Annotated in this window: 22 protein-coding genes and 2 pseudogenes; 17 read left to right on the top strand and 7 right to left on the bottom strand. The window is 61.8% G+C overall.

Translation table 11 applies throughout. From position 1 onward, the window contains the following. Positions 1-188: 188 nt before the first annotated feature. Entirely contained in the window at positions 189-626 is a 438-nt protein-coding gene (locus VWZ87_RS07880; RefSeq protein ID WP_340545227.1) for an Lrp/AsnC family transcriptional regulator, read from the bottom strand. 121 nt (positions 627-747) lie between these two features. On the opposite strand from VWZ87_RS07880, the gene VWZ87_RS07875 reads away from it, so the two are divergent. The 5 genes and pseudogenes from VWZ87_RS07875 to VWZ87_RS07855 all read left to right on the top strand — a co-directional run. After that, entirely contained in the window at positions 748-1,899 is a 1,152-nt protein-coding gene (locus tag VWZ87_RS07875; protein WP_416536286.1) for a type III PLP-dependent enzyme, read from the top strand. A 114-nt stretch (positions 1,900-2,013) separates the two neighbouring features. Beyond that, a complete protein-coding gene (locus VWZ87_RS07870) occupies positions 2,014-4,311 on the top strand; it encodes a xanthine dehydrogenase family protein molybdopterin-binding subunit (RefSeq protein ID WP_416536285.1) in 2,298 nt (765 codons plus the stop codon). Beyond that, positions 4,289-5,488 (top strand): DUF2235 domain-containing protein, encoded by a 1,200-nt coding sequence (locus VWZ87_RS07865; protein WP_416536284.1) that lies wholly within the window; start codon positions 4,289-4,291, stop codon positions 5,486-5,488. Before VWZ87_RS07870 ends, VWZ87_RS07865 begins: the two co-directional genes overlap by 23 nt. Before the next feature lie 602 nt (positions 5,489-6,090). Next, a complete protein-coding gene (locus tag VWZ87_RS07860; RefSeq protein WP_416536312.1) occupies positions 6,091-6,747 on the top strand; it encodes a tyrosine-type recombinase/integrase in 657 nt (218 codons plus the stop codon). Beyond that, a pseudogene (locus VWZ87_RS07855) lies at positions 6,726-7,232 on the top strand (transposase); the annotation flags it as partial. The gene VWZ87_RS07860 and the pseudogene VWZ87_RS07855, both read left to right, overlap by 22 nt. A 456-nt stretch (positions 7,233-7,688) precedes the next feature. Here VWZ87_RS07855 and VWZ87_RS07850 read toward each other — a convergent pair. Next, positions 7,689-8,639 carry an alpha/beta hydrolase family protein gene (locus tag VWZ87_RS07850; RefSeq protein WP_416536283.1) on the bottom strand — a complete coding sequence of 317 codons (951 nt, stop codon included), beginning with the start codon at positions 8,637-8,639 and terminating at the stop codon, positions 7,689-7,691. 177 nt (positions 8,640-8,816) lie between these two features. Here VWZ87_RS07850 and VWZ87_RS07845 point away from each other — a divergent pair, with 177 nt between their 5' ends. The 10 genes and pseudogenes from VWZ87_RS07845 to VWZ87_RS07800 all read left to right on the top strand — a co-directional run bounded on the left by VWZ87_RS07845 (position 8,817) and on the right by VWZ87_RS07800 (position 17,568). Then, positions 8,817-9,854 carry a helix-turn-helix domain-containing protein gene (locus tag VWZ87_RS07845; RefSeq protein WP_416536282.1) on the top strand — a complete coding sequence of 346 codons (1,038 nt, stop codon included), beginning with the start codon at positions 8,817-8,819 and terminating at the stop codon, positions 9,852-9,854. Positions 9,855-10,491: 637 nt separating this feature from the next. Continuing rightward, a complete protein-coding gene (locus tag VWZ87_RS07840; RefSeq protein ID WP_260108715.1) occupies positions 10,492-10,884 on the top strand; it encodes a hypothetical protein in 393 nt (130 codons plus the stop codon). A gap of 83 nt (positions 10,885-10,967) precedes the next feature. Next, positions 10,968-11,192 (top strand): hypothetical protein, encoded by a 225-nt coding sequence (locus VWZ87_RS07835; RefSeq protein ID WP_416536281.1) that lies wholly within the window; start codon positions 10,968-10,970, stop codon positions 11,190-11,192. After that, on the top strand, positions 11,192-12,652 hold the full coding sequence (locus tag VWZ87_RS07830) for a TolC family protein (protein WP_416536280.1): 1,461 nt from the start codon (positions 11,192-11,194) through the stop codon (positions 12,650-12,652). The genes VWZ87_RS07835 and VWZ87_RS07830 overlap by 1 nt, the downstream gene beginning before the upstream one ends. A 14-nt stretch (positions 12,653-12,666) precedes the next feature. Then, positions 12,667-14,025: a multicopper oxidase family protein gene (locus tag VWZ87_RS07825; RefSeq protein ID WP_416536279.1), complete on the top strand. Its 1,359-nt coding sequence runs from the start codon at positions 12,667-12,669 to the stop codon at positions 14,023-14,025. Positions 14,026-14,065: 40 nt separating this feature from the next. Next, positions 14,066-14,764 carry a copper-binding protein gene (locus VWZ87_RS07820; protein WP_416536278.1) on the top strand — a complete coding sequence of 233 codons (699 nt, stop codon included), beginning with the start codon at positions 14,066-14,068 and terminating at the stop codon, positions 14,762-14,764. A gap of 53 nt (positions 14,765-14,817) precedes the next feature. Continuing rightward, positions 14,818-16,020, top strand: a complete 1,203-nt coding sequence (locus tag VWZ87_RS07815) for an ABC transporter ATP-binding protein (RefSeq protein ID WP_416536277.1) — start codon at positions 14,818-14,820, stop codon at positions 16,018-16,020. Between the two features lie 11 nt (positions 16,021-16,031). After that, positions 16,032-16,472, top strand: coding sequence for a c-type cytochrome (locus VWZ87_RS07810; RefSeq protein WP_416536276.1), 441 nt, complete (start codon positions 16,032-16,034; stop codon positions 16,470-16,472). Between the two features lie 66 nt (positions 16,473-16,538). Next, positions 16,539-17,044: pseudogene (locus tag VWZ87_RS07805) on the top strand (transposase); the annotation flags it as partial. Between the two features lie 110 nt (positions 17,045-17,154). Beyond that, the gene (locus VWZ87_RS07800) at positions 17,155-17,568 is read left to right on the top strand and encodes a hypothetical protein (protein ID WP_416536275.1); all 414 of its coding nucleotides are present in this window, start codon (positions 17,155-17,157) and stop codon (positions 17,566-17,568) included. A gap of 293 nt (positions 17,569-17,861) precedes the next feature. Here VWZ87_RS07800 and VWZ87_RS07795 read toward each other — a convergent pair whose 3' ends face one another. Together VWZ87_RS07795 and metF are read right to left on the bottom strand one after the other, a co-directional pair. Then, positions 17,862-18,419 (bottom strand): hotdog fold thioesterase, encoded by a 558-nt coding sequence (locus tag VWZ87_RS07795; protein WP_416536274.1) that lies wholly within the window; start codon positions 18,417-18,419, stop codon positions 17,862-17,864. Between the two features lie 99 nt (positions 18,420-18,518). Next, positions 18,519-19,388, bottom strand: a complete 870-nt coding sequence (gene metF, locus VWZ87_RS07790) for a methylenetetrahydrofolate reductase [NAD(P)H] (protein WP_416536273.1) — start codon at positions 19,386-19,388, stop codon at positions 18,519-18,521. Positions 19,389-19,484: 96 nt separating this feature from the next. Here metF and VWZ87_RS07785 point away from each other — a divergent pair, with 96 nt between their 5' ends. Together VWZ87_RS07785 and VWZ87_RS07780 are read left to right on the top strand one after the other, a co-directional pair. Then, positions 19,485-20,390, top strand: coding sequence for a LysR family transcriptional regulator (locus VWZ87_RS07785; RefSeq protein WP_260087555.1), 906 nt, complete (start codon positions 19,485-19,487; stop codon positions 20,388-20,390). Between the two features lie 180 nt (positions 20,391-20,570). Further along, positions 20,571-21,356 (top strand): inositol monophosphatase family protein, encoded by a 786-nt coding sequence (locus VWZ87_RS07780; RefSeq protein ID WP_416536272.1) that lies wholly within the window; start codon positions 20,571-20,573, stop codon positions 21,354-21,356. Positions 21,357-21,446: 90 nt separating this feature from the next. On the opposite strand, the gene VWZ87_RS07775 is transcribed toward VWZ87_RS07780, so the two are convergent. The 3 genes from VWZ87_RS07775 to putA all read right to left on the bottom strand — a co-directional run bounded on the left by VWZ87_RS07775 (position 21,447) and on the right by putA (position 26,231). After that, positions 21,447-21,860, bottom strand: coding sequence for a GFA family protein (locus tag VWZ87_RS07775; RefSeq protein ID WP_416536271.1), 414 nt, complete (start codon positions 21,858-21,860; stop codon positions 21,447-21,449). 40 nt (positions 21,861-21,900) lie between these two features. Continuing rightward, positions 21,901-22,677, bottom strand: a complete 777-nt coding sequence (locus tag VWZ87_RS07770) for a rhomboid family intramembrane serine protease (protein WP_340545242.1) — start codon at positions 22,675-22,677, stop codon at positions 21,901-21,903. A gap of 77 nt (positions 22,678-22,754) precedes the next feature. Beyond that, the gene (putA, locus tag VWZ87_RS07765; RefSeq protein WP_416536270.1) at positions 22,755-26,231 is read right to left on the bottom strand and encodes a bifunctional proline dehydrogenase/L-glutamate gamma-semialdehyde dehydrogenase PutA; all 3,477 of its coding nucleotides are present in this window, start codon (positions 26,229-26,231) and stop codon (positions 22,755-22,757) included. Positions 26,232-26,355 lie beyond the last annotated feature (124 nt).

Below are 26,355 nucleotides of genomic sequence, written 5' to 3'. Positions count from 1 at the left end.
TGGAGTTCCAAGCCGCCTTTGTCCACAGGGATCTCCCTCGGATCCTGATTGCCGATGTCTATGGTTTCAAGCCGCCCGGGCGCCCTTGATGCGGATACCGCAGGGGCGGCCGGGCGCACGACTTTTCACGTTTTCCAGGGTTTGAATGTGGTGAGGCGCGTTGGCACGCGTTGCGGCGCGTGGGAACACTATTGGCCGGTGCGGTCCAGTTTGGTTGCGAGATGGATCAGGCTTTCGGAAGAGCGCACGCCGCGTGCCTCGCCGATGCGGTCAATGGTTTCGTCCAGCTCCGCCGTGGTCTGCGCCACCACCTGTGCCAGAAGGTCAAAGCGCCCCGAGGTGGTATGGACCACCTCGACGCCGGGTAAGCCGCGCAGCCGGGCCAGCACCTCGGGGCCGGAGCGGGGTTCAATCGAGATCAGCACCGTCGCCTGAAGCGGCGGACGCGCCTGCGACGAGGTGCGCAGCGTGTAGCCGCTGATCACGCCTGAGGTCTCCAGCCGCTCGATCCGTGCCTGCACCGTCGTGCGCGCCAGCCCCAGACGCCGGGCCAGATCCGCCACAGGGCGGCGGGCGTTCTCGCGCAGGAGCGTCAGCAGATGTTGGTCGGTTTCGTCGGTTTGCATGTTTGACCTGCGATATGACGGTGAATTTCGTCACTATAGTCAATGTGACGAGCGAAATCGACGGGATTTCGGCGGAAACTGATAAAAACACCACCGAATATTCCAATTAGGGCCGTTCCCCATGCAGCAGATCCCACCCCTTTGGCTTTCCCCTGAAACTCATCTGGCGCGCAGCACCCCGGATCATCCGATCCTCTATTTCTCGCCGCGGGTGCTGCATGATGTGGCCAACCGCTTTCAAAAAGGCTTTCCGGGGCTGGTGACCTATGCGGTGAAGGCCAACCCGCATCCTGCTGTGCTGTCCAATCTGGTGGCGGCGGGGATCACCGGTTTTGATGTGGCGTCGCCTGCGGAAATGGATGCGGTGCGCGCGGCAAGCCCCGATGCGGTGATGCATTACAACAACCCGGTGCGGTCGGAGGTGGAGATCGCCGCAGGGATCGCCCATGGCGTTGCCAGCTGGTCTGTGGATGAGGCCAGCGAGCTGGACAAGCTGGCCGAGGTGCCCAAGACCTGCGAAATCGCCGTGCGCTTTGCGCTGCCGGTGGCCGGTGCCGCCTATGATTTCGGCAGCAAATTCGGGGCCGAACCCGAGCTGGCGATTGAGCTGCTGAAACGGGTGGCAGCTGAGGGCTGGACCCCGGCCTTGTGTTTTCACCCCGGTACCCAATGCGAGGATGAGAGCGCCTGGGTCGAATATGTTCATGCCGCCAAACGGATCGTGGATGCCGCCGGTGTCCGCATTGCCCGGCTCAATGTCGGCGGGGGGTTTGCTGCCAACCGTGACGGGGTGGCGCCGGACCTGGAAAAGGTTTTTGCGGCGATTTCAGCTGCCGCCGATGAGGCTTTTGGTGCAGAGAGGCCGCAGCTGATCTGCGAGCCGGGGCGCGCGATGGTCTCTGAAAGCTTTACCCTGGCGGCGCGCGTCAAGGGGATGCGCAAGCAGGGCGCGGTGGTGTTCCTGAACGACGGGATCTATGGCGGGCTGGTCGATATCCGCGACATGGGCCTGCCGGGCCGGGTCGAGGTGGTGGCCGCCGATGGCACCCGCCGGGTGGCGGACTGCCAGCCGCGGGTGGTCTTCGGGCCAACCTGCGACAGCCTGGACCGGCTGCCCGATGGGCTGCCGCTGCCAAGCGACACCCGGATCGGTGACTATGTGCTGTTTCCGGGGCTTGGTGCCTATTCCTCGGCCATGAGCACGCAGTTCAACGGTTATGGGCTGTCGGACGTGGCGACAGTGATCGAGCTGTCTGGACAAGCGCGCCCCTGAGGCTAGTCTCGCTTCTGACAGGATCAACACTGCGGCGCGGGGCGGACCCGGCGCCGCTGTGGACGTTTTGCAGCTGAAACGCGATCCGACACGCAAGGCAGGTCAGGGGCAGTGATGGATAAATTCGGCAAGAGCCAACCCGTGAGACGGGTCGAGGATGTGCGGTTTCTGACCGGGCAGGGGCGCTATCTGGAAGATATCGCGCCAGCCGGGGCGCTGCGGGCCTGGGTGCTGCGCAGCCCTGTCGCCCATGGCACCATCACCCATCTGGATCTCGACATGGCGCGCGAGGCCGACGGCGTCGCGGCGGTGCTGGCGTTGGCTGATCTTGAGGCAGCTGGACTGATCGTGGGCATGGACGGTGCCGTGGTGACCAACCGCGATGGCAGCAAGGCAGCTGCGCCCGAACGGCCAATGCTTGCGCGCGAGCGGGTTCGTTTTGTCGGTGAGCCGATTGCGGTGGTGATTGCCGAGACGCTGGATCAGGCGCGCGACGCAGGTGAGATGATCGAGCTTGATATCGACGATCTGCCGGCGAAACTGGATCTGGTCGCAGGGGGCGAGCAGCTGCACCCGGAGGCGCCTGACAACCGGGCCTTTGACTGGGGCATGGGCGATGAGGCCGCGACGGACGCCGCATTCGCCGCTGCCGCCTACCGGGTGGCGCTACAGGTCGAAGACAACCGGATCATTGTCAACACGATGGAGCCGCGCGGCTGTTTTGCGCGCTGGGCCGATGGCCGGTTGCAGTTCACCTATGGCGGTCAGGGCGTCTGGGCGATGAAAAAGCAGCTCAGCGATAAGCTGGGACTGGCGCCCGAGGCGGTGCATGTCACCACACCGGATGTCGGTGGCGGCTTTGGCATGAAGGCGATGCCGTACCCTGAGTATTTCGCGGTTGCCCATGCCGCGCGGTTGCTGGGTCGGCCGGTTCTGTGGATCTCGGACCGTACCGAGGCGATGCTGAGCGATAATGCCGGGCGCGATCTGACCTCTCTGGCGGAGCTGGCCTTTGATGCGGATCTGCGTATTACCGGCTACCGGGTCCACAGTCACTGCAACCTTGGCGCCTATAATTCACATTTCGGCCAGCCGGTGCAGACGCAGCTGTTCAGCCGGGTGCTGGCCGGGGTCTATGACATCCGCGCCACCTGGCTGCGGGTTGAGGGGATCTATACCAATACCGCTCAGGTCGATGCCTATCGCGGGGCCGGTCGGCCGGAGGCGATCTATGTGCTGGAGCGGGTGATGGATCACGCCGCTCACGCGCTGGGCGTCGACCCATGGGAGCTGCGGCGACGCAATTTCATCCGCGCCGACCAGTTTCCCTACCGGACCGCAACGGATGAGACCTATGACGTCGGCGATTTCCACCAGCTGCTGGCGCGCACCGAAGAGGCGGCAGATCTGGCGGGATTCGCTGGGCGCAAGGCCGCTGATGCGGAACGCGGAAATTTACGGGGCGTTGGGCTGTGTTACTATATCGAAAGTATTTTGGGCGATCCTTCTGAAAGCGCGGAGGTCGCTTTTGAAGCGGAGGGTCGGGTGAGCATCTATGTCGGAACGCAGAGCAACGGGCAGGGCCATGAAACGGTCTATGCGCAGTTTCTTGCGGATCAGACCGGAATCCCTGCCGCCGATATCACCGTGGTGCAGGGCGACAGCGACAGGATTGCCCAGGGCGGCGGCACCGGCGGATCGCGTTCGGTGACCACCCAGGCCAATGCCACGCTTGCAGCCGTCGATGTGATGATCGCTGCCTTTACCCCCTTCCTCGAGGAGGAGCTGGGCGTCGCCCATGGCTCCGTCACCTTTGACGGGGAACGGTTCACTGCCCCGGGCAGCAACCAGCGGCCAAGCCTGGTGGAGGCCGCAGAGATGGCCCGTGCGCAAGGCCGCCACGAGTTGCTGCGTCACGCGGCACGGGCCAAACTGCCGGGGCGTTCGTTTCCAAACGGAGCCCATGTTGCCGAGATCGTGATCGACCCGGAAACCGGGCTGAGCCATGTCGATCGCTACACGGTGGTTGATGACTTTGGCAATCTCATCAACCCGTTGCTGGCTGAAGGTCAGGTTCATGGCGGGGTGGTGCAGGGGCTGGGGCAGGCGATTCTGGAGCGTGTCGTCTACGATGCCGACGGGCAGCTGCTCACAGCATCGTTTATGGACTATGCCTTGCCGCGTGCCGCCGATGTGCCGATGATTGAGGTAGGCTTTGCGCCAGTGCCATCGACCCAGAACCCGATGGGTATGAAAGGTTGCGGCGAGGCCGGAACCGTGGGGGCGCTGGCGGCGGTTGCCAATGCGGTGCAGGACGCGGTCCGGGAGCGCGGCGTTCAGCAGATAGAGATGCCGTTTACACCACTTAGACTATGGGAAGCATTGAGGAATGTCGCTGACGCAGCTGAGTAAGAGGATCCTGGGATGGCTTGGGCGGCCTTTGCGCTCCGAGCATTCCGCCGAGACCAAGCTGCGTGGGCCGCAGGCGCATGTGATCATCCTGGATGGCACCATGTCGACGCTGGAACCCGGACATGAGACCCATGCGGGCATGGTCTACCGGCTGTGCCGCGAGGTCGGCCCGCAGGTTTCGGTGTTCTATGAGGCCGGTGTGCAATGGCAGAGCTGGCGCAAGACGACGGATGTGATGATCGGGCGCGGCATCAACCGTCAGATCCGCCGAGCCTATGGCTATCTTGCCTCGCGCTATCGTCCTGGCGACCGGATCTACCTGATGGGCTATTCGCGGGGGGCCTATGCGGTGCGCTCCCTTGCGGGGGTCATCGACGAGGTGGGGCTGCTGAAGGCCGAACATGCCACGGTGCGCAATATCCGCACCGCCTACCGGCATTATCAATGCGGCGGGGCCTCGGCCAGCGGGATGCGTGATCATACCGCCACCAGCCTGCCGCCCGTGGCCGAGATGGGCGCAGAGACGGCCCCTGAACCCGATGCGACCGGTCATGGGCAGGCAATGGCGCAGACCGGAGCCTGTGTCGCCTCCACCTTCAGCGAGCGGTATTGCCACCGAAATGTGGAGATCGAAATGGTGGGGGTCTGGGATACGGTGAAGGCGCTGGGTCTGCGCCTGCCGCTGCTATGGCGCTGGGCGGAGCGGCGACACGGATTTCACAACCATCAGCTGGGCCGACATGTGAAGAACGGCTTTCACGCGCTTGCGCTGGACGAAACCCGCCGGGTGTTTGAGCCGGTTCTCTGGGAATGCCCGGATGGTCACGACGGCAAGGTTGAGCAGGTCTGGTTTCGCGGCAGCCATGGCGATGTCGGCGGGCAGCTGGGCGGGTTCGAAGCGGCGCGGCCGCTGTCAAATGTCTCGCTGGTGTGGATGCTGGAACGGGCAGAAAACTGTGGCCTGCCGCTGCCGCGCGACTGGCGGATGCGGTTTCCGGTTGATCCGACGGCACCCTCCGTCGGGACCTGGCGCGGCTGGGGCAAGATTTTCCTGCTGCGCGGCAAGCGGCGGGTCGGGCTGGACAGCAGCGAGAGGCTGCACAGCAGCGTTGGCGCCAATGCCACCGACAAACGTCTGGCGCATTGGCAATCAGAGATGTCGAAGGCAGCCCGCTAGGCGCGCAGTAGGGCGCGCCATTGTCTGTGAGCGGCTGTCTGGGCGGGGATGGTGGATGCGCTGATGACGAGCACACAGCTGCGGGCAAAACCTGGCGGCTGCGGGAAGAACACTCATAGTCGTTGGTCCGAAAGGGGGGCAGGCCCGAGGGCAGGTTGCGGCTGAAGTTATTCGCCGCGCTGGAGGAGCTGTGAGGGCAGGGAGATGTATGTTCCTGGTTCATCATATCCTGCGGCAATTTTCTGTGACATATTGCGTGGCCGCGAAAGTCATAGAGATGCCGACAGTTACGCCTCTTTGACCAGATGCGGTGCGTTCTCCGCGTCCTCAAGGAAATCGCGTCAGGCTCGACCGCCCAAACACCCAGGATTTCGGACCCAGTCCGGCCCTTCACCACGAGCGTGCAACGGTCCGGAGCGCGGGACGGGGACGAAGCCGCGACGGCGGCAGGGGCGCTCGGTGATACCGTTGCGGGATGATCTGACGACTGAGATTTTGGGAATGGGCGTGTTTGTCTGACGATTGGGGTCTCTCAATCAACAGACAGGAGTTTCCCATGGCGGACATGAAGTTGACACCGCTTCGAGAGCGGATGATCGAAGATATGCGGATCAAAGGGCTCGGGCAGAGTTCGCAGAAGGCGCACATCCGGGCCGTTCGATTTTCTTGGCCGATCGCCGGATACTGCAACGCCCGAAGACCTGCGCGCTTATCAGCTGCATATGGTGAACACGAACGTCACCCCGTCGACCAACAATGCGCGGCTTGTCGGGCTGCGGTTCTTTTTCGAGACGACGTGTAAACAGCCCGAGATGAAGGATTGCCTGCACTTTCGCACGGAACCGCGCAAGCTTCCGGTGGTGTTCAGCGCCGAAGAGGTGTTCGAGATACTCAGGGTCGCGCCCGGCCCTCGGCTTAAGTATCGAGCGGCGCTCAGTATTTCCTACGGTACAGGGGTGCGCGCGTCGGAAGTTTGCAATCTCAAGGTCACGGATATCGACAGCGATCGGATGTTGGTCCACGTCGAGAAGGGCAAAGGCGGCAAGGATCGCAAGGTAATGCTGTCGCCCGGATTGCTGGAGCTTCTGCGTGACTCCTGGCGTGAGGCTCCACCGGATGGCTGGCTCTTTCCCGGAAAGCCCCGGATCAACCCGCTCTCACCGCGGCAATTGCATCGCGCCTTCAGCGCAGCCAACTGCGCCTCATGTCGGCCATCGAGATCTGTCGCACGGAAGCGCTCGGCGCCCGTGTCGGTTTGACCAGCGTGCTGCACACCTGGGGCTCGGCGTCGTGCTGAAAGCACGCCTCCGGCGTGGCCCCATCATCCCCACATCCACATGATCGTCCCGGGTGATGGCCTGTCGCTGGACGGCACCCTGTGGGCCGCGTGCAAGCCCGGATTCTTTCTGCATGTCGCGTGCTGTCGCGGCTGTTCCGGCGGTTGTTTCTGGACGGGCTGATGGCGCTGCACCGCGCAGGACAACTGAGGTTCTCTGGTGATCTCACCTTACTGGCATACCTGTCCCACTACACCCGCCGCATCGCCATCTCCAACCACCGCCTGGTCAGCGCTGATGCAAACACCGTGGCCTTCAAATGGAAAGACTACCGGATCAAAAGTGGGGATCGCATGAAGACAATGCGGCTCAATACGTATGAGTTCATCCGCCGCTTCCTGATGCACGTCCTGCCAAACCGGTTCCATCGCATGCGCCATTACGGCTTCCTGGCAGGTGCCGGTCGCAAAGAGGCTTTGCCCCAATGCAATCCATGCGTCGCAACGGGGGCCAAACCGACGCAGTAAGGCCGATAAACGAGACCAACCCCATGCCAAAGGCACCGGCGCGGAGCCTCCAAACTCAGAAAAACCCGCGAAACTCTAACCGATATTATGGACCGATGTCTGCGCTTTCCCGATAGCACGGCGCTTCCATCCCGTGGCTTCCACCTTGTCAGATTGGTTAACGCGGTCCACACCGCATGACGCAAGCCTAACCAGCTGATCAAAATGGAAAAATATTAGATAAAACGGGCTTCCGCTGCGGCTGCGCCAAGATCATTTTTGATGATTTAGCGGCGCCAAAACCGGTCCTTTCCGCCGGTGTTAGAAACTGTTGAGTCTTGGCAAAGAGTGCTGCCTTCGGCGCTGTTAACTGGAAGCCGCACTTTTTTTTATTGATGGATTGAGCGAGAGCCTCTCTTAGAGCTCAAGACCAAACGTAATAGCGTCAATCAGCTGCAAGTGCGCAGTGGTGCGATCCGCGCCTTTCGGGTCCGTGCAGATCGGGTCGTCCTGCTCCTCTTCAAGCAACGCGGCGGCACCAGATTTGCAGGTGCCGAGGAACGTGAAGTGGTTTGCCGCTGCAATCTCAACGTATGTTGCATCGGGCAACCTGTTCGCGAGGTCATTTCCATCCGGTCCCACGTCAACAGCTCCGAGCCTGTCTGCATCACCCAGGTTGATGAGAGTAATCCCCGCCAAAGCGCCCTGGAGCGTCCCTGGATCAGCGGCACCGCCAAAGCCGGGGTCGACAATCACGGCCCGTGAGATGCGCGGGTCGCGTGCATCCGCTTCGAAACCGGGGTAGTCGGCAAACCGTACTCCGCCACGGCGGAAGAAAACGCAATCAGCAGCATCGGGACCAGTGCTGCAATTCGTGTCTTGCGCAGCACCATCGAAGCGGACGCCGGCCATCCCGAGAGCGGTGGTCCCGCCCAAGGAGAATCCGACGACGCCAATCCGATCTGGATCGATGAATGGCGCAAAAGCAGGGTCAGCGAGGATCATGTCGAGCGCGGCCGTCAGGTCATTTGCGCGCGCGCCCAGATCAACCGATCGGCGAGGGGAACTATCGCCGCTTGTGGATCCCGGATGGTTCACCGCCAAAACAATCGCCCCGTTCGCGACAAGGCCGCTTGTCAGCCATCCCAGGCTATCGGAATTACCGCCTGATCCATGGGACAAAAGTACAAGCGGATGCTCTCCCTGTGCAATGGCGGGGCCAATGAACGCGAAGGTCGGGTCGAAGATCGGACCATCGCCGACAGGCGCGCGATATGTGGGGTTCGCTGCCGGATACCAAATCGAGGCGGCGATGGGGCTGGCGCGGTGGTCGGCTGTCAGATCGAACCGGTCGTAACCGGGCAGCATATCCGCCGCAACCGGAGCCGCGATTGGCAATCCAAGCATGGTGAGAAGGGCAAGGCGTTTCATGGGAACCTCCGTTTTTGAACGCATGCCAATTGATGTGCGGACAACGGCAGTTTATCGCGTCCTATTTTCGGGATTCAGGTCGTCACAATCCGGATTTTGGACAATAGTCGTGGCATGCCCATGCTCCCGATCCCTGCTTTTGCAGCCATTGTCCTCGCCTATCTTGCCGCTCGCACCTTTATGTCAGAGGGCAGGCCGCTGCTTGTCGCCTTCCTTACCGCCTGCGCGGTTCAATCTCTTCTGGTCGCTCTGGTTCTGGGCTACGACATTGCGTGGCTCAGACCCGTTTTGCCAGTCAGTGCCACGGTCATCCCGCCGCTCGCCTGGATCACATTGCAGGATGCCCTGATCAGCCGGATATCGCTGCGTCAAACCGTGCTGCACGGCGCGGCCCCGTCATTTACACTGTTCTGTCGTGTCTTCGCGCCCGAGACGACGGATATCGTCGTGCCGCTAGTCTTTACTGGCTATGGCTGCGCGATCCTATATCTGTTGCACAGCGCCACAGACATGCCCCTTGCCCGGCTGGACGCCGGGCGAGTCCCTAAGGTTCTTTGGCAGGTCCTGGGCTGGGCGTTGATTGCTTCCGCCCTCAGCGACGTTCTCATCGCGGTCGCCTTCATGACGGGCAACGAAAAATGGGCTGGATGGCTGATCACCTTCTCTTCGTCTCTGGTGCTTGTGCTTTTGGGGTTGCTCAGTGGCAGCCCCTCTGCAGCGGGTGTGGTTGGCGAAGACCCAGATGAGCCAGCTCCACGCCCCAGAGAAACGAGTAAAGAGGACATCGAAATCCTGGAAGTGCTTGAAACGTTTTTGAGGCGCGAGCCCATGCATCTTGATCCCAACCTGAGCTTGTCGCGGCTTTCGCGCCGCTTGCATCTGCCGGAGAAGCGCCTTTCGATGGCCGTCAACCGCGCGACCGGTGTCAATGTCTCTCGCTACATCAATAGCTGGCGCATTCGTCATGCCTGCAAGCTTATCGAGGATGGTGCAACCGTCACCGATGCGATGCTGGATAGCGGTTTCAACACCAAATCGAACTTCAATCGGGAATTTGTACGAGAGACTGGCGTTCCGCCGAGCCAATGGAAACGCGGAGTGCAACCATCTGCAAATGTGGCGCGGATTTTCGACGCGGGCAAAGGTGTTTGAACCGGTAAGCGTTTGAACATTATCCCCCTGCAAGCCGCCAGTCGCAAGAAACGGCCCTTTTGCCACGCACAGCCTGAAGCCCGAAGTCTCGGGAAAATCTCGCGCCACAACCCTGTGGCAAAACCTCGTTTGGTTTTAGCATGTTTTAGGCTGCCGACGGCCAACCTGTCATTCGTCGCCCCGCAGCATCCCTACACGTTGGGCTCAAACTGTTCGTCTGGAGCACCTTTCGCGAACGGCTGGTTTTGCGCTCCGCTGCCTCCGGTGCAACCCGCAGCATCCCATGAAGCAACTTGGCCCTGCCGAGCGTCCGCTTCCGGGGAAATGACCATGGAGTTTCGCACCAGCAGCATCTTTGGCGCGGCACCACTTATCTACGACAGCTTTGGGCTGCGTCCTTCCCTTAGCTGAGTATCCATTGGGGTACTGTATTGTGACTTTATCGACTAATTCAGAGACCGAATCATCACCGTGAACTGCAGCGCCCTTCCTGCGCTGGAAGGTTTGTGGCTTTTTCCGAGGCTCGGGGCTCCATCCCCAGGATTGACGGAAAAGACCTCTTAAAAGCGCTGATTTGTGCTCTCGACGCATGATTGCCGCCTTGACGCGGTCGGGTCCTTTCGGAAGAAATAACCGCATGGCGTTTATGGCACATATTCTTCGGCTGATCAGGGTGACTGCTACATGTGCAGTGATCATTGTGCTGGGTTTTTCGCTGCCATCCGCCGCGCATACTGTCGCGGGGCACCACGGCAATACGCTGACTGCGCAAAGTGCTAGCAACCACGGCGACGTTGCCGTGATCGCCGCGGCGCAAGACGTTTCCACGGCCGGGGCGCATGATCCCCAGGAGGCGTCGCAAAATGCTGCCGACACTGGAAACTGTTGCCTAGGCGCCTGTATGGCGGTTGGCGTGATCTCCCTGGAGTCGGCGGAAATCGCCCTCAAGCGCCCAGTGCGCTGGCGGCAAGCAGCTTCGCAGCTGCCGTCCCAGCAACTGAACTCCTTGCTGCGTCCTCCGAAAGCCTGAAACATCTGAACCGTTTTTAACGGCCGCTAATCACTCCTGCACATCCATGCAGGAGCCGCGCAGATATTTCTCAGGAAAAACACATGAAATCTCTCTTACTGGCCGGGGCGGGCGCCCTGCTGCTGGGGGCGTGCGCCAAGTCACCGGCGGCGCTGCCCGATACCGCAGACTTGCAACGTGCCGCCGCGCCCTCCGGCCCCTACCGGTCCCTGAATTACCAGTCCCCCTTCTGGGGATTTGAAAACCACACGCCCCGCGGCCCTGCGTCCTGGCGCGGTGTCAACGGGCAGCAGCAGGAGAACCACTGATGACAGTGAAAACTTGGCGCGTTCTTTTGGCGTCGCCCCTGGTGCTGGCCGCCTGTTCGGCGGCGGTGCCGGAGAAATACACCAGCCCGCAGGCCGGGTTTCAGGAGGTCGCCAGCCAAACCGCGGCCGCAATCGGCAAGCGCACGGCCTTTGCGCGGACACAGGCCCAGAACGAGGCGCTGGCGAAAGAAGTCCGGCAGTTGGTGCAGGGCAAGACAATCTCTGCCGATACCGCGGTGCAGGCGGCGCTTTTGAACAATAAAGGCCTGCAGGCGTCTTATGCCGCAGTCGGGCTGTCGGCGGCGGAGGCCTGGCAGCAGATGACGCCGGAGAACCCGGTGGTCTCGATCGGCCTGATGGGGATCGGCGCGCCGGAACTGGGCCTGTACCGGGCTCTGGAATCCACCATCGCCGTGAACCTGCTGGACGTGAAGACCCGCAAGCAGCGCATCGCCGTGGCTGAGACGCAGTTTCAGCAGGCGCAGCTGAATGCGGTGAACGATACGCTGGCATTGGCGGGGCAGACCCGGCTGGCCTGGATCAATGCCGTGGCAGCCTTTGAGCGGCTGAGCTATCTGCGCCAGGCTGGCGAGACAGCAGCGGCGGGGGCAGAGCTGGCCAGCCAGCTGGGTAGGACCGGCGCGCTGAACAAGGCGAGCCAAGCGCGGGAATTCGCCTTTAACGCGGAGCTTGCAGGGCAGGTGGCCCGCGCCCGGCTGGAGGCAAAGCTTGCCAAGGAGGAGCTGACCCGGCTGATGGGGTTGTGGGGCAGCGATGCCAATTACTATGTGCCCGATGCGCTGCCGCCGCTGCCCAAATCGCTGAGCAAAGTGCCGGCCATCGAAAAGGCGGCGCTGCAGAACCGGGTAGACCTGCAGGTGGCCAAGCTGGGGCTGGAAGCGCAGGCCCGGGCTTTTGGCCTGACAGACCGGACCCGGCTGGTCACTGACCTGGAACTGATTGCCGGGGTGGAGTCCGAGCGCGAGTGGGAGGACGGGGTGACAGACACCGAAACCCTGCCGCAGCTGGAACTGGAGTTCGCCATCCCGGTTTTCGACACCGGCAAAGCGCGGATGCGTAAGGCGGAGCTGTCCTACATGCAGGCGGCCAATGCGCTGGCGGAACGGGCGGTCACTGTCCGCTCAGAAGCCCGCAGCGCAGAGCTGGCCTATCACTCCTCTTACGAGATTGCGCGCCACTACCGCGACGTGCTGCTGCCGCTGCGCCGGACAATCGAGGAGGAAGGGCTGCTGAGTTACAACGGCATGATCACCAGCACCTTCGAACTGCTGACAGACGTGCGCGAAAAGCTGGCGGGCTCGCTGGAAGCGGCCAACGCCAAGCGCGATTTCTGGCTGGCTCAGGCAAATGTCAGCGCCGCGATCTATGGCGGCGGTGCGGAATCAGCTCCGCAGGGCGGCAGCGCCGAGATCGCTGCCGGCGGCGGCGCAGGCCATTGAAAGGATCAAATGACATGATGAACAGACGTCAAATGCTTGGAGCCGGCGCGGCGGGGGCTGCGCTGGTGTCCAGCCAGGCTTGGGGCAAGACCGCGAACATGGGCCTGCCCGAGGCCGCCAGGATAGACAGCGCGGCAACCCAGCCGCCGCTGGCCCCAACCACCGGGCCGGACTACAACCCGGTGGTCACCCTGAACGGCTGGACGCTGCCGTTCCGGATGAACAACGGGGTGAAGGAATTCCACCTGGTGGCCGAGCCGGTCGAGCGCGAGCTGGCCGACGGCATGATCGCCCACCTGTGGGGTTACAACGGCCAGTCCACCGGCCCCACCATCGAGGCGGTGGAGGGCGACCGGGTGCGGATCTTCGTCACCAACAAGCTGCCGGAGCATACCACGGTACATTGGCACGGGCTGATCCTGCCTTCCGGTATGGACGGGGTTGCCGGCCTCAGCCATCCCGGCATCCCGCCCGGCAAGACCTTTGTGTATGAGTTCGACCTGATCAAATCCGGCACCTTCATGTACCACCCGCATGGCGATGAGATGGTGCAGATGGCGATGGGCATGATGGGGATGTTCATCGTGCATCCCAAGGACCCCTCCTTCATGCCCGTCGACCGTGATTTCCTGATCATGCTGAACGCCTTCGACATCGACCCCGGCTCTTATGTGCCGCGGGTGATGGAGATGACAGACTTCAACCTGTGGTGCTGGAACAGCCGGATCTTCCCGGACATCGACCCGCTGGTGGTCAATCAGGGCGACCGGGTGCGGGTCAGGACCGGCAACCTGACCATGACCAACCATCCGATCCACATGCACGGCTACGACTTTGAGGTCACTTGTACCGACGGCGGCTGGGTTCCGGAAAGCGCCCGCTGGCCGGAGGTGTCGATCGACATTCCCGTCGGCGCCATGCGTGCCTATGAGTTCGACGCGGTGCATCCGGGTGACTGGGCGATCCACTGCCACAAGTCCCACCACACGATGAACGCCATGGGCCACGACATTCCGACCTTCATCGGGGCCGACAAGCGCAAGCTGACCGGTCAGATCCGCAAGCTGCAGCCAGAATACATGCCGATGGGCACCTCAGGCATGGCGGATATGGGTGAGATGTCGATGTCGCTGCCCGACAACACCGTGCCGATGATGGCCGGTTGGGGGCCTTACGGGCCGCTGGAAATGGGCGGCATGTTCTCGGTCGTGAAGGTGCGCGAGGGCATCGGCGCAGACGACTACAGCGATCCCGGCTGGTACGAGAACCCGCCCGGCACCCAGGCCTATGAGTGGACCGGACAGCTCCCGGAGACTGCCCGCGTCGAAGACGCGCAGACGCGCATTACCCCCAAACCACCCGTCAAGGGCTGACCAGCCCTTGACCTTAACCAAACCTAATAAGGAAACAAACATGAACAAAGCTCTTTACACCGCCCTTCTTTGCCTACTTCCCGCAGCTCCGGTCTTTGCCGATGGAACACACGGCGGCGGCCATGATGGCGGCATGGAAGTTGGCAAGCCCGGCGACCTGTCCCGCACGGACCGCGAGGTCGCCGTCACCATGATGGAAACCGATGACGGGGAGATGCTGTTTGAGCCTTCCAGCTTTTCTTTTGTTAAGAATGAGACGGTGAAATTTGTGATTACCAACGCCGGTGAGCTGGAGCATGAGTTTGTGCTGGATACGGCAGAGCGTAATGTTCGGCACAAGGCGATGATGGCCGAAATGGAGATGGAACATGATGATCCGAACTCGGTGCGCCTAGATCCGGGTGCAAGCGGAGAGGTCATCTGGACCTTCTCCAATGCAGGCACATTCGAGTTCGCATGCCTGATCCCTGGTCATTATGAATCGGGCATGCACGGGCCGGTTGCCGTGCTGGCTGATAGCGCAGGTAGCTTCACCAAGGGCACGGTAAAAAAGCTCGATACCAAATCTGGCAAGGTTACCATCATCCATGAGGAACTGGTGAACCTGGAGATGCCCGCGATGACCATGGTGTTTCGGGTAGCGGATCAGGCGATGCTGGACCAGCTCGAGGTTGGCGATGCCATCGAGTTCGTTGCCGAGCGGATCCAGGGCAAGCTTACCGTGACGGCCCTGAACTAAGTTAGGCGGGAGGCGGGCCATCCCGCTTCCCGCGTTTTCCAGCAGAGAATTCGATGCCCAAATTTCACAGTCTAGCGCATGATGCAGCGGCGGCACTTGGCTTCAGCTATGACAGCAGCGCGCCGGCCTGGCTGCATCCGGTGATGCATCTGGTGCTGGTTCTCGCCCCGGCACTGCTGGCAGCAACCTTGGCGGTTCAGGCGGCCTTGCTGCTGCGCAGGCATCTTCGGACCGTCGTGTCACCTGATGAAGCGATACCGGGGCAAGCAGCCGGAATTCGGGCCAGCCTTCCGCGCCATATCCTGACCGCCACCGGACGGCAGCAGGCAGTCCTAGTTGTGCTGAGCCTGACCGCCATGCCCACCCTCTACCTGACACTTGAACTGCCCAAGCAGATCGTGAACCGTGTTTTTGAAAGCCAAGACGGGACGGTTGCGGTCCTGGGATATGACCTCCCGCAAATCTCGCTGCTGTTTGTGCTCTGCGGCGCCTATCTGGCGGTTATATCGCTCAACGGCCTCAATAAATACTGGCTGAACATCTGCAAGGGTCGGGTCGCCGAGAGCTTCGTGCGCCGGCTCCGCCTTGCAGTCTACCGCCAGTGGCGACGAAAGCACCCCGCGCAGCGCCAGGCTGCCATCATGCCAGTACTTGGTCCCGAGGTTGAGCCTGTCGGCGGCTTTGCCTCCGAACTGCTGGCAGTCCCGCTCCTTCAAGGCGGAACCCTCGCGACAATCCTTCTGTTCATGTTCGTGCAGGATCCGATCCTTGCGGCTGCTGCGCTCACAGTGCTCCCTTTGCAACTGATCATCGTGCCGCGACTGCAGCGGCGGGTAAATGCGGTATCCCGCAAACGTATCCGCGAGATGCGCCTGCTTGGTGGCCATCTGGACTTGCAACTGCGGGAGTTGAGCTCCGGCGTTCTGCCGGTTGCGCAGAGCTTCCGCCAACTGCAGGATCTGCGACTGCAGATCCACCGGCTGAAATTCCTTGCCAAGGCCATCAACAACTTCCTGACAGCCTTGACCCCGTTCCTGTTCTATTCCCTGGGCGGCTATTTTGTTTTGCAGGAGCGCGTCTCGCTGGGTGCGCTTGTGGCGATGCTATCGGCACACAAGGAGTTTTCCTCACCGCTGAAGGATCTGTTCCGTTTCTACCAGCAAAGCGAGGATGTGCGGATCCGCTACCAGGAAATTCGCGCCTTCGCGGCGCTTTCCGGCGGGATACTGAGACCAGCGCCTGACTTCCAAAGATGAAAGAACTTCTCATGAACAAAATCACCACGATCATTGCTGCTGCGACCTTTTCAGCGGGAGCGACCTATTTCGTACTTCGCAGCGCTGGCGGAAACGAAGCGGCCCTGCAGGGTTCCGTTTTGGAATACGGTGCCCCCCTTACGGACGTTCAGCTGCCGCATGACTTGAGCCAGACTGCAGCAATCGGCAAACGCGCCTTTGATGCGGTCTGCGCCGAGTGCCATGGTACGAATGCCGCAGGACGAAACGGGATTGGGCCGCCGCTGGTTCATAACATCTATGAACCATCTCACCATGGTGACGCTGCCTTCCTGCTCGCCGTCCGCAACGGAGTGCGGGCACACCACTGGGATTTTGGCAGCATGCCGCCGCAGCAGGGGCTTACTGATGGCGACGTCAGTGGCATCATCCGCTATGTGCGGGAACTGCAGGAAGCAAATGGTATCCGCTAACTAGGGTCAGGCCCCATTGATTTCCGCTTGGCTGGATGGCTCTCGGTTCGAAAACGAGCGGTGAACATGTCTGATCTTTTCTGGCTGAGGGACGCGCAGGTGGCGCGCCGTGAGCCTTATTTTCCGAAGTCCCACGGCGAACCACGCGTTGATGACGGGCCGGTGCTGAGTGGGATTATCTTCATTAATCGCAGTGGCTTACGATGGCGCGATGCGCCTATTGCATATGGCCCGCAGAACACCCTCTAAAACCGTTGGAAGCGGTGGAGCGACAAGGGCATTTTCGCTCGGATGATGGTCGGCCTGGCCGCCGAGGATGGCGAACAGAAGACCGTGATGATCCCCTCTCATTGATTGCTGCGTAATCAACTGCCGGGCAGTGGACGCGACGTATCTGAAGGCCCACCGGACAGCGACCAGCATGGGCGTCAAAAAGAGGGGCGTCGACGTCTGATTGGTCGGCCCTGTTCGTCACGGCCGGTCAGGTCAGAGACTACATTGGCGCACGGGCATCGCTGAGCAGCCTGCCTGATGCCGACCGGCTGCTTGGGGACCGCGGATATGACGCTGATTGATTCAGAGATGTGTTGAAAGACAAAGGGATACGCGCATGTAAAAGGATGCTGCGCGCAGGGCGAAAGCCTGCTATGTGACTTGTTATTAGGGGGAAAATTGTGACTACATGACTGAGCTGAACACAATAGAAGAACATGACGCATTTCTTGTTCGGAAATTGCCTCTTTGGGTGAAGTTACGTTTTGTGCGCCACGAGGCTTGGGTGCTCAAGGTCGCAAGGAGAGTGCCTCTCCTGGCTATATTCGCCTTCGGAACGCTGTGGGTTTGGTTCTTTTTGCCCATGATCGCTGTTGGCATTCTGTCCGTCCTCCTGCTTGAGAAAACGGGTATTTTCGGAGCAATCGTCAACATGGTTCTGGGCATCGGAGTGTTGGTGCTCTTCGCCCCATGGTTCTTTCGTTGGTATTTTATCTGTGCAGGCTTGATGTGGGGGCGCACCAGGATGGCGCAATCTAAAGAGGATGAGGTTTCAGATCGCATTATGCGGCTCACAAGATCGAAAGCCGCACGAGAAACCTGATGATTGCTTTTCAGCCAAATGGTCGATGCAACTAAGGTTGCAAAGTTGTGGCAATCAATCAGGACTGCAAGCGCTCTTAACCTCCAAAACTATCGAACTGAAAAATAAATGATTCTTGCGGCACAAAACATCTTCGCGGCGGCAAAGATCAAACGCCCAACACGCTTTACAGACATTGCTTGATTTTTTATGCGTTGGCCAAAAGAGCCGGGCGCGCTCCCTCTGGGAGCGATCTTTGGGGGAGTTTCCGAACTCCAAGCAGCGCCTGAACCGGAGGGGAAGCGCTTCGGCGCTTAGCCGGCGGTGATCTGCATCACGATGCAGGTGGTGGAGCCGGTGGCATAGAGGCGGCCATCCGCAAGCCCGCGCAACTCACCATGGGCGACACCGGTCGAGCGCCCGACATGGTCGGTCATCCCGATACATTCGATTTCAGTGCCGAGTGGGATGGAACGCAGGATATTTACCTTGAATTCCAGCGTGGTATAGGCTGCTCCCTTCGGCACGCGGGTCATCACTGCGCAGGCCATGGCGCTGTCCAGCAGGGTGCCGTACCAGCCGCCGTGGACCGTGCCCATTGGATTGGTCACAGCAAATTCCGGGGTGCCTCGAAACACCACTTTGCCTGCCTCGACGCTATGCAGGTGGTAGCCCAGTGTCTCGCCAATGGGCGGACCGGGCAGGCGGCCTGCGAGAATGCCCTGCATGAAGTCCAGCCCGGACATGCCGGTGATGTCCTCGGGGCGCAGCAGGTCGTCCGGGCCGGTCGCGCGGCGCAGAGGGGAAGCGGCTGCGGCGGTGGTGGAGGACGTCTTGGCCGACGTTTCGGGCGAACTTATGGGTGAGGTCATGCAGAAATCCTGATCCGGTCGGCAAAGACGATGCCCCTGCCGACAGCGGCAGGGGCGACCAGATCAAAGGCTAGGAGGACAGCGGTGGCAGGACAAGCGCTACGCCACGTTCTCCAGCGAGACCATTGGTGTGATGCCGAGCGCAAAGCAGACATCGCGGGTCAGCTCGGGCCGGTTCAGCGTGTAGAAATGCAGCTTGTCAACGCCGTTGTCCATCAGATCGGAGCAGAGCTCGGTGCACAGCGCCGTGGCAAGCAGGTCCTCGCGCCCATCGCGGATCGCCTTGTCAAACGCATCGTCGATCCAGGCCGGAATATTGGTGCCACAGCGTTTGGCAAAATTGCGCGCGCCCTTCCAGTTTTCGATGGGCAGGATACCGGGCGTGATGCGGCTGGTGTCGATCCCGGCCTTGGCGCAGTCATCGCGAAAGCGCAGGAATGTATCGGCTTCAAAGAAGAACTGGGTCAGCGCCTCATCGGCGCCAGCGTCCAGTTTGCGCTTCAGCCAGTCGACATCCGCACGTGCGCTAGTGGCCTCCGGGTGGCGGTCGGGATAGGCGCCGACGCGGATCGAGAACTGATCGCGCTCTGCCAGCGCCGAGATCAGCTCGACCGAATTGGCAAAACCCTCGGGGTGGGGTTCAAACCCGGCGGAGCCTTTTGGCGGATCGCCACGCAGGGCAACGATTTCGCGCACGCCGGCCTCGGCAAACTGGTCGGCAATCTCCATGGTCTCGGATTTGCTGGCGTTCACGCAGGTCAGGTGCGCCGCCACATTGAGACCGGAGGATTTATGCAGCGTTGCCACCGCATCGCGGGTCAGGTCGCGGGTGGTGCCGCCGGCCCCATAGGTGACGGAGACAAAGCGGGGCGCCAGCGGCGCCAGTGTCTGAACCGTATCCCAGAGCCGGAAAGAGGCCTCCAGCGACTGCGGCGGGAAGAATTCAAAAGAGATGTCAGGGGTCGTCATTTTCAAAAGCGCTCCGCATGATTTCATCTCTTGTTGCATAGCGTCTATTGTGAAACAATTTCATAATACTCAAGAACAACATGAGCGACACGATAGATGCACATCGAATTTCGTCACCTGCGCACCATCAAGGCCATACATCAGGAAGGCGGGTTGGCGCGGGCGGCCGATCAGCTGAATATCACTCAGAGCGCGCTGAGCCATCAGATCAAGGGGCTGGAGGATCAGGCGGGGGTCGAACTGTTCCTGCGCCGCTCCAAGCCGATGAAACTGTCGGCGGCGGGGCTGCGGCTGCTGCGGCTGGCGGATCAGGTGCTGCCACAGGTGGAGGCGATGCAGGCGGAATTCTCGGCCCTGCGTGACGGAAACACCGGGCGGATGTATATCGCCATCGAATGCCACGCCTGTTTTGAATGGCTGTTCCCGGTGCTGGAGGGGCTGCGCAAGAACTGGGCCGATGTCGATGTCGATATTCGCCCCGGCCTTGCCTTTGACGCGCTGCCTGCATTGCAAAAGGAGGAGGTCGATCTGGTGGTGTCCTCGGATCCCGAGGTGCTGCCGGGAATCGAGTTTATCGAGTTGTTTGACTATAAACCGGTTTTTGTTGCCTCGGCGCTGCATCCGCTGGCTGAGAAACCCTATGTCGAGGCCGAGGATTTTCGCGGCGAGACCCTGATCACCTATCCGGTGGACAAGGCACGGCTGGATATCTTCAGCCAGCTGCTGACGCCTGCGGGCGTGGAACCTGCCGGCATCCGGCAGGTGGAGCTGACGGCGGTGATCCTGCTCTTGGTGGCGTCGAACCGGGGTGTTTCGGTGCTGCCGGACTGGGTGGTGCGGGAGGTCAAATATTCCTCCGACTATGTGACCCGGCCGCTGACTTCCAAAGGGATCACCCGCAGGCTTTATGCGGCGATCCGCAGTGAAGATCGTGAAAAACCCTATATGCAGGAGCTGATCCGACTGGCCAAGGTGGAGGCGCGCAGGCTGCAACAGCAGTAGTGCGCGAACACTGGCGGTGGCGCAGGGGGCAGAGCAGGGCATACCCATGCGCCAGAGGCATAGCTCTCATGTGTCGTACTGGTGCGTTCAGGCCCCTATTGGGCCTTGGCAAGCGGCAATCAGGCGCGTATAGGCACGGTTTGACCGACATCTCCCCCTTTTCGCTCAGGAGTCTTTCGCATGATTGGCAGCGCAAACCTCAACATCATGATCAAAGCTGCCCGCAAGGCGGGGCGGTCGCTGGTCAAGGATTTTCGCGAAGTTGAAAACCTTCAGGTGTCGAGAAAGGGGGCAGGCGATTTTGTCTCCAAGGCCGATATCGCTGCCGAGAAGATCCTGAAAGAAGAGCTGATGGGCGCCCGCCCCACTTACGGCTGGCTGGCCGAAGAGGGTGGCGAAGAAGAAGGCGCAGATCCGACCCGCCGCTGGATCGTCGACCCGCTGGATGGCACCACCAACTTCCTGCACGGTCTGCCGCATTGGGCGATTTCCATCGCGCTGGAGCATAAGGGCAAGGTTGTCGCCGGTGTTGTGTATGATGCCGCCAAGGACGAGATGTTCTTTGCCGAAAAAGGTGCTGGCGCCTGGATGAATGACACCCGGATCCGGGTCTCGGGCCGTCATCGCATGATCGAGTCGATCTTTGCGACGGGGCTGCCGTTTGCCGGTCGTTCCGACCTGCCTGCGACCCTGCAGGATCTGGCGCGTCTGATGCCTGCCTGCGCCGGTGTGCGTCGCTGGGGCGCGGCTTCGCTGGATCTGGCCTATGTGGCGGCGGGCCGCTACGAGGGCTACTGGGAGCGCCGCCTGAATGCCTGGGATCTGGCTGCGGGTGTGATCATCGTGCAGGAGGCAGGCGGCCTTATCGAAGCGGTGAACCCCGAGGATGATATCCTTACCTCCGGCGATGTGCTCTGCGCCAATGAGTCGATTTACGACAGCTTTGCCAAGGTGATCCGGGGCTGATGCCGCCCCGGTTTTTTCGCTGGATTTGACGTATTGAAACGCGGCCCCTCGGGTCGCGTTTTTGTTTTGCGGCTGATCTGCGGCGTCTGCCTAGCGGTCAGAGGGGTGATTCACCCCGTCGTGCCAAGGAATGTCACCATAGGTTTCGGCGTGGGTGCGCGGGTTGCCACCGTCGATACAGCCCAGATTGATCCCGCATTCTGCCGGATCGGAACGGCGCTGGTGATAGACGTAGATGCCGCATGTCTTGCAGAAATAGTGTTTCGCCGTATGGCTGCCCCAAGTGTAGAGGCTGAGATTTTCGGCGCCTTTGAGAATGGTCAGGCTGGCGGTGCGCGCGGTCACTGCCGCGGCCCCGCGACGGATGCAGAAGGAGCAATTGCAACGGCTGGCTGAGGCGAGCCCGTCAGGCAGCTCGGCTCTGATTACAACGGCGCCGCAATGACAGCTTGCCTGCCAGGGCTGGGCGCCGTTCTGCGGCGTGGCGGAGGTGGATGCGGACATCTGCTGCGGCCCTTTGTTTGAGATTGCGATATCTGGACTGCTACTTGCCCCAGGGGGTGTTGCGCCGGTTGGGGGCGGATGGCCTGCGCTGCACGCGTGGGATGCGGCTGTCGGTATAGCTGACCTCGGGATGAGGCGGATGGCCGTGGGTCTTGCCCCAGTACACCGGCCCGCCGCGCCTGAGCCAGAGCGGTAGTGTCAATACCAGCCCGACGCCGAAGCCGCCGGCATGCGCCCAATAGGCGACGCCACCTGCCTGAGGGTCAGAGCCGATCCCGCCGAGGAACTGCATGCCCAGCCAGACGCCCAGCATGACGAAGGCAGGGATCGAGAAGACGCGGAAATAGATGATCAGGATCAACAGGATATCGACGCGCGCCCGTGGGAACAGCAGCAGGTAGCCGCCCATGACACCGGCAATGGCGCCGGAGGCTCCGACCAGCGGCACCAGCGAGTCCGGGGCACTTGCGACATGGACCAGCCCGGCGCCGATACCGGAAACAAGGTAGAAGGCGAGAAAGGTGAAATGCCCCATCTCGTCCTCCATATTGTCGCCAAAGATCCATAAAAACAGCATGTTGCCGCCCAGGTGCATCCAGCTGCCATGCAGAAAGGTCGAGGTGAGCAGGGTTTTCCAGTCATAGCCTGCCATGATCTCCGCCGGCAGCAACGCATAGGCGTTGTAGAGCGCGGTCAGGCGGCGCGGGCTGTCATAGCCAAAGTAGGTCAGCGCAAAGATCGCGATATTCGCAACCATGAGCGCATAGGTCACGTAGGGCGTGCGCCCGGAGGGGTTGTGGTCACGGATTGGAAACATGGGGGAACGCTGGGCCGGATATGGCCCAGCGTCAAGAGTTTACCCAGATATTGTGCGCATTGGCCTGACGCTCGCGGTCAGGACATCCCGCCAAGCAGGGCTGCGTTGCCGCCTGCGGCGGTGGTGTCGACGCAGACATGCCGTTCGGCCTGTACCCGTGCCACATCCGGCAGGCCGGGGATCAGCGGCAGGATTGGCCCGTTGCGTCGCGCCAGCCCAGTCTCAATCTCGCGCGCGGTTGCCTCATCACCCCACCAGATCACCCCGGAGATGCCCTCTGCGGTCAGAAGCAGGGGCATATCGCAGGGGCCGGTCGCTTCGATCGCGGTGCCGCCGAGCGCGTGAACGGCGCGGGCCTGGGCCGCCACGGCCTGTGGTCCCGGTCCCAGGCAGAGCAGCGGTGGGCGGGCCTGCTGCGACAGGCGGTTCGATTCGCCGGTCGGGCCGGGCAGGCTGGTTGTGGTCTGCTGCATTGGCTGACCTGTTGGTGCTGGCAGGGACACCATCGCTGCGGTATCGGCGGGCCAGCTGTCGGTGCTCTGCTGACGGTCAGGCGCACAGAAACGCGTCATGTAGAAGGGGCCGCCGGCCTTGGGACCGGTGCCGGACAGGCCTTCGCCTCCAAAGGGCTGGCTGCCGACGATGGCACCGATCTGGTTGCGGTTCACATAGAGGTTGCCTGCGTGAATACGGTCGCAGACATATTGCACCCGGTCGTCGATCCGCGTGTGCAGGCCAAAGGTCAGCCCATAGCCGGTGGCATTTATATCGTTGATGATCCGGTCGAGATCCTGCGATCTGAAGCGGGCGACATGCAGGACCGGGCCAAAGATCTCCCGTTCCAGCACGCTGATGCCGGAGACTTCGATCAGGGTTGGCGCCACGAAGGTGCCGCCCTGCGGTGCGGTCAGTTCCTTCAGCACCCGGCCCTCGGCGCGGGCGGTGTCGATATGGGCGAGAATACCGGCGCGGGCGGCCTCGTCGATCACCGGTCCGCTGTCGGTTGCCAGGTGCCAGGGATCGCCAAGCCGCAGGGCATCCATCGCGCCTTTGAGCATTTTCAACACGTTATCGGCGATATCTTCCTGGAGGTAGAGGCAACGCAGGGCCGAGCAGCGCTGACCTGCCGACTGAAAGGCGCTTTCGATGACGGCCTGAACGGCCTGTTCCGGCAGCGCGGTGCTGTCCACGATCATCGCGTTGAGACCACCGGTCTCGGCAATCAGCGGCGCGCCGGGACGCAGGTGCTCGGCCATGGCAGCGCGGATTTTCAGTGCGGTTGCAGTGGAGCCGGTGAAAGCGACGCCGCCGACGCGCGGATCTGAGGTCAGCGCGCCGCCAACAGCGCCGCCGCCGGGCAGCAGCTGCAACGCTTCTTTCGGGACGCCTGCCTCATGCAGCAGCGCGATGGCGCGATGGGCGATCAGCGGGGTCTGCTCGGCCGGTTTCGCGAGCACTGCATTGCCGGTTGCCAGGGCGGCTGCAATCTGGCCGGAGAAAATCGCCAGCGGGAAGTTCCAGGGCGAGATGCAGGTGAACACGCCGACCGGCGGCTCTGCTGGAATGGGGGCGGCGTAGTAGCGCAGGAAATCCACCGCTTCGCGCAGCTCGGCCACACAGTCGGGCAGCGTCTTGCCCGCTTCGCGCGTCAGCAGCGCAAACAGTTCGCCATAATTGGCCTCGTAGAGGTCGGCGGCCCGGTTCAGCACTTCGGCGCGGATTTCGGCGCTGGCTTGCCACGGGGCTGCGGCGCCGAGGGCCGCCTCGATTTCGACCTGACCGGCGCTGTGCACCTGGCCTACCGTGGTGAGATCAGCCGGGTTGCGTACTGCGTCTTCGGTGGTGCTGGGGCTCGCGGGCGCCTTGGCTAGCAGGGGCGCTGCGGTCCAGCTGTGGCTCTTCCAAGGCGCGCGGGCGGCGTCGATCGCCGCAAGGGTGGGGGCGTGGCCCAGATCGAACCCGGTGGAGTTCGGCCGCTCCGGCTGGAACAGCTCCGGTCCGCTGCGCAGGTTCGCAGTCAGATCCTCGACCTGATCGAAGGGATCGGCGGCGACCACTTCGGGAGGCACATTTTCATCAACGATCTGGTTCACAAAGGAGCTGTTGGCGCCATTTTCCAGCAGACGGCGGACCAGATAGGCCAGCAGGTCGCGATGGGCGCCAACCGGCGCATAGATCCGGCAGTGGGTGCGGTTCTGTTCCAGCACCATCTGATGCAGGGTCTCGCCCATGCCATGCAGGCGCTGAAACTCATAGGCGCCTTTGTCGGTGTCCTTGGCCATATGCAGAATGGCTGCGACGGTATGGGCGTTATGGGTGGCAAACTGCGGGTAGATCCGGTCGGTCATCGACAACAGTTTGCGGGCGTTGGCGATGTAGGACACATCGGTCAGCGATTTATGGGTGTAGACGGGGAACCCATCGACGCCCTCGACCTGGGCGCGCTTTACCTCGGTGTCCCAATAGGCGCCTTTGACAAGGCGGACCATCAGGCGGCGGTCATAGCGGTTGGCCATATCATAGAGGGCATCCAGCGCCACTCCGGTGCGCGGTCCATAGGCCTGGACCACCACACCAAACCCATCCCAGCCAGCAAGCGCGGGATCGGAGATCACCTCTTCGATCACCTCAAGCGACAGGGACAGGCGGTCGGCCTCCTCGGCGTCGACGTTCAGCCCCATGCCGGCGGCCTTGGCCAGCAGCGCCAGCGCCTGCAGGCGTGGCACCAGTTCCTCCATGACGCGGGTTTCCTGCGCCAGTTCGTAGCGCGGATGCAGCGCCGAGAGTTTGACCGAGATACCGGGATTCTGGCGGATATCCTCGCTGTCGCAGGCGGCGGCGATGGCCGAAATCGCGCGGGAATAGGCCAGGTGATAGCGGGCGGCATCCGCTTCGGTGCGGGCGGCCTCTCCCAGCATGTCGTAGGAATAGGTGTAGCCTTTGGCTTCCATCCCGGCGGCGCGTTTCATGGCCCCTTCAATGGTCTCGCCCAGCACGAACTGGCGGCCCATTTCCTTCATCGCGCGGCTGACGGCGGTGCGGATCACCGGTTCGCCCAGACGTTTGATGGCGCCGCGCAGCGCCGAGACCGGGCTGCGCTTTTCGTCGAGCACCTTGCCGGTCAGCATGAGGGCCCAGGTCGACGCATTGACCAGAGAGGAGGTGGATTTGCCCAGATGCTTGCCCCATTCCGATGGCGCGATCTTATCCTCGATCAGCGCGTCGATGGTGTCGGCGTCGGGCACCCGCAAGAGCGCCTCGGCCAGGCACATCAGGGCAACGCCCTCGTCGGTGGAAAGACCGTATTCGGCGAGAAATACTTCCATCAGGCCGGGCGAGGAATGGCCCCGGATGTCGCGCACCAGGGCGGCGGCATTGGCGCAGATGGTGCGACGGTCCGCAGCGCTAAGATCGGCCAACGCAAACAGCCGGTCGCGCATCTGAGCCTGATCAACATAGGTGCCCGCGTCGATGCGGTAGCGCAGCGCCTCCGCGTGGTCCGCAGTCTGCGCGGAGGACAGGGGGGGCGTGGGCCGGGATTGGGTCGCTGTCATTTTAGGGAACTCTCCGAAGGAACCACAGATCGTGCCGTGGTTGGTCTATCCGCATATGATATCGCGAAATTGCCGGGACAATCGCCCTATGTTGTGCAATAAATAGGCATAACGCCCAAAAAAG

The organism is Phaeobacter sp. JH20_37, assembly GCF_048056015.1.
Classification (GTDB): Bacteria; Pseudomonadota; Alphaproteobacteria; order Rhodobacterales; family Rhodobacteraceae; genus Phaeobacter; species Phaeobacter bryozoorum.
The sequence above is the reverse complement of the archived record's forward strand: the minus strand, read 5'-3'. Positions and strand labels throughout refer to the sequence as shown.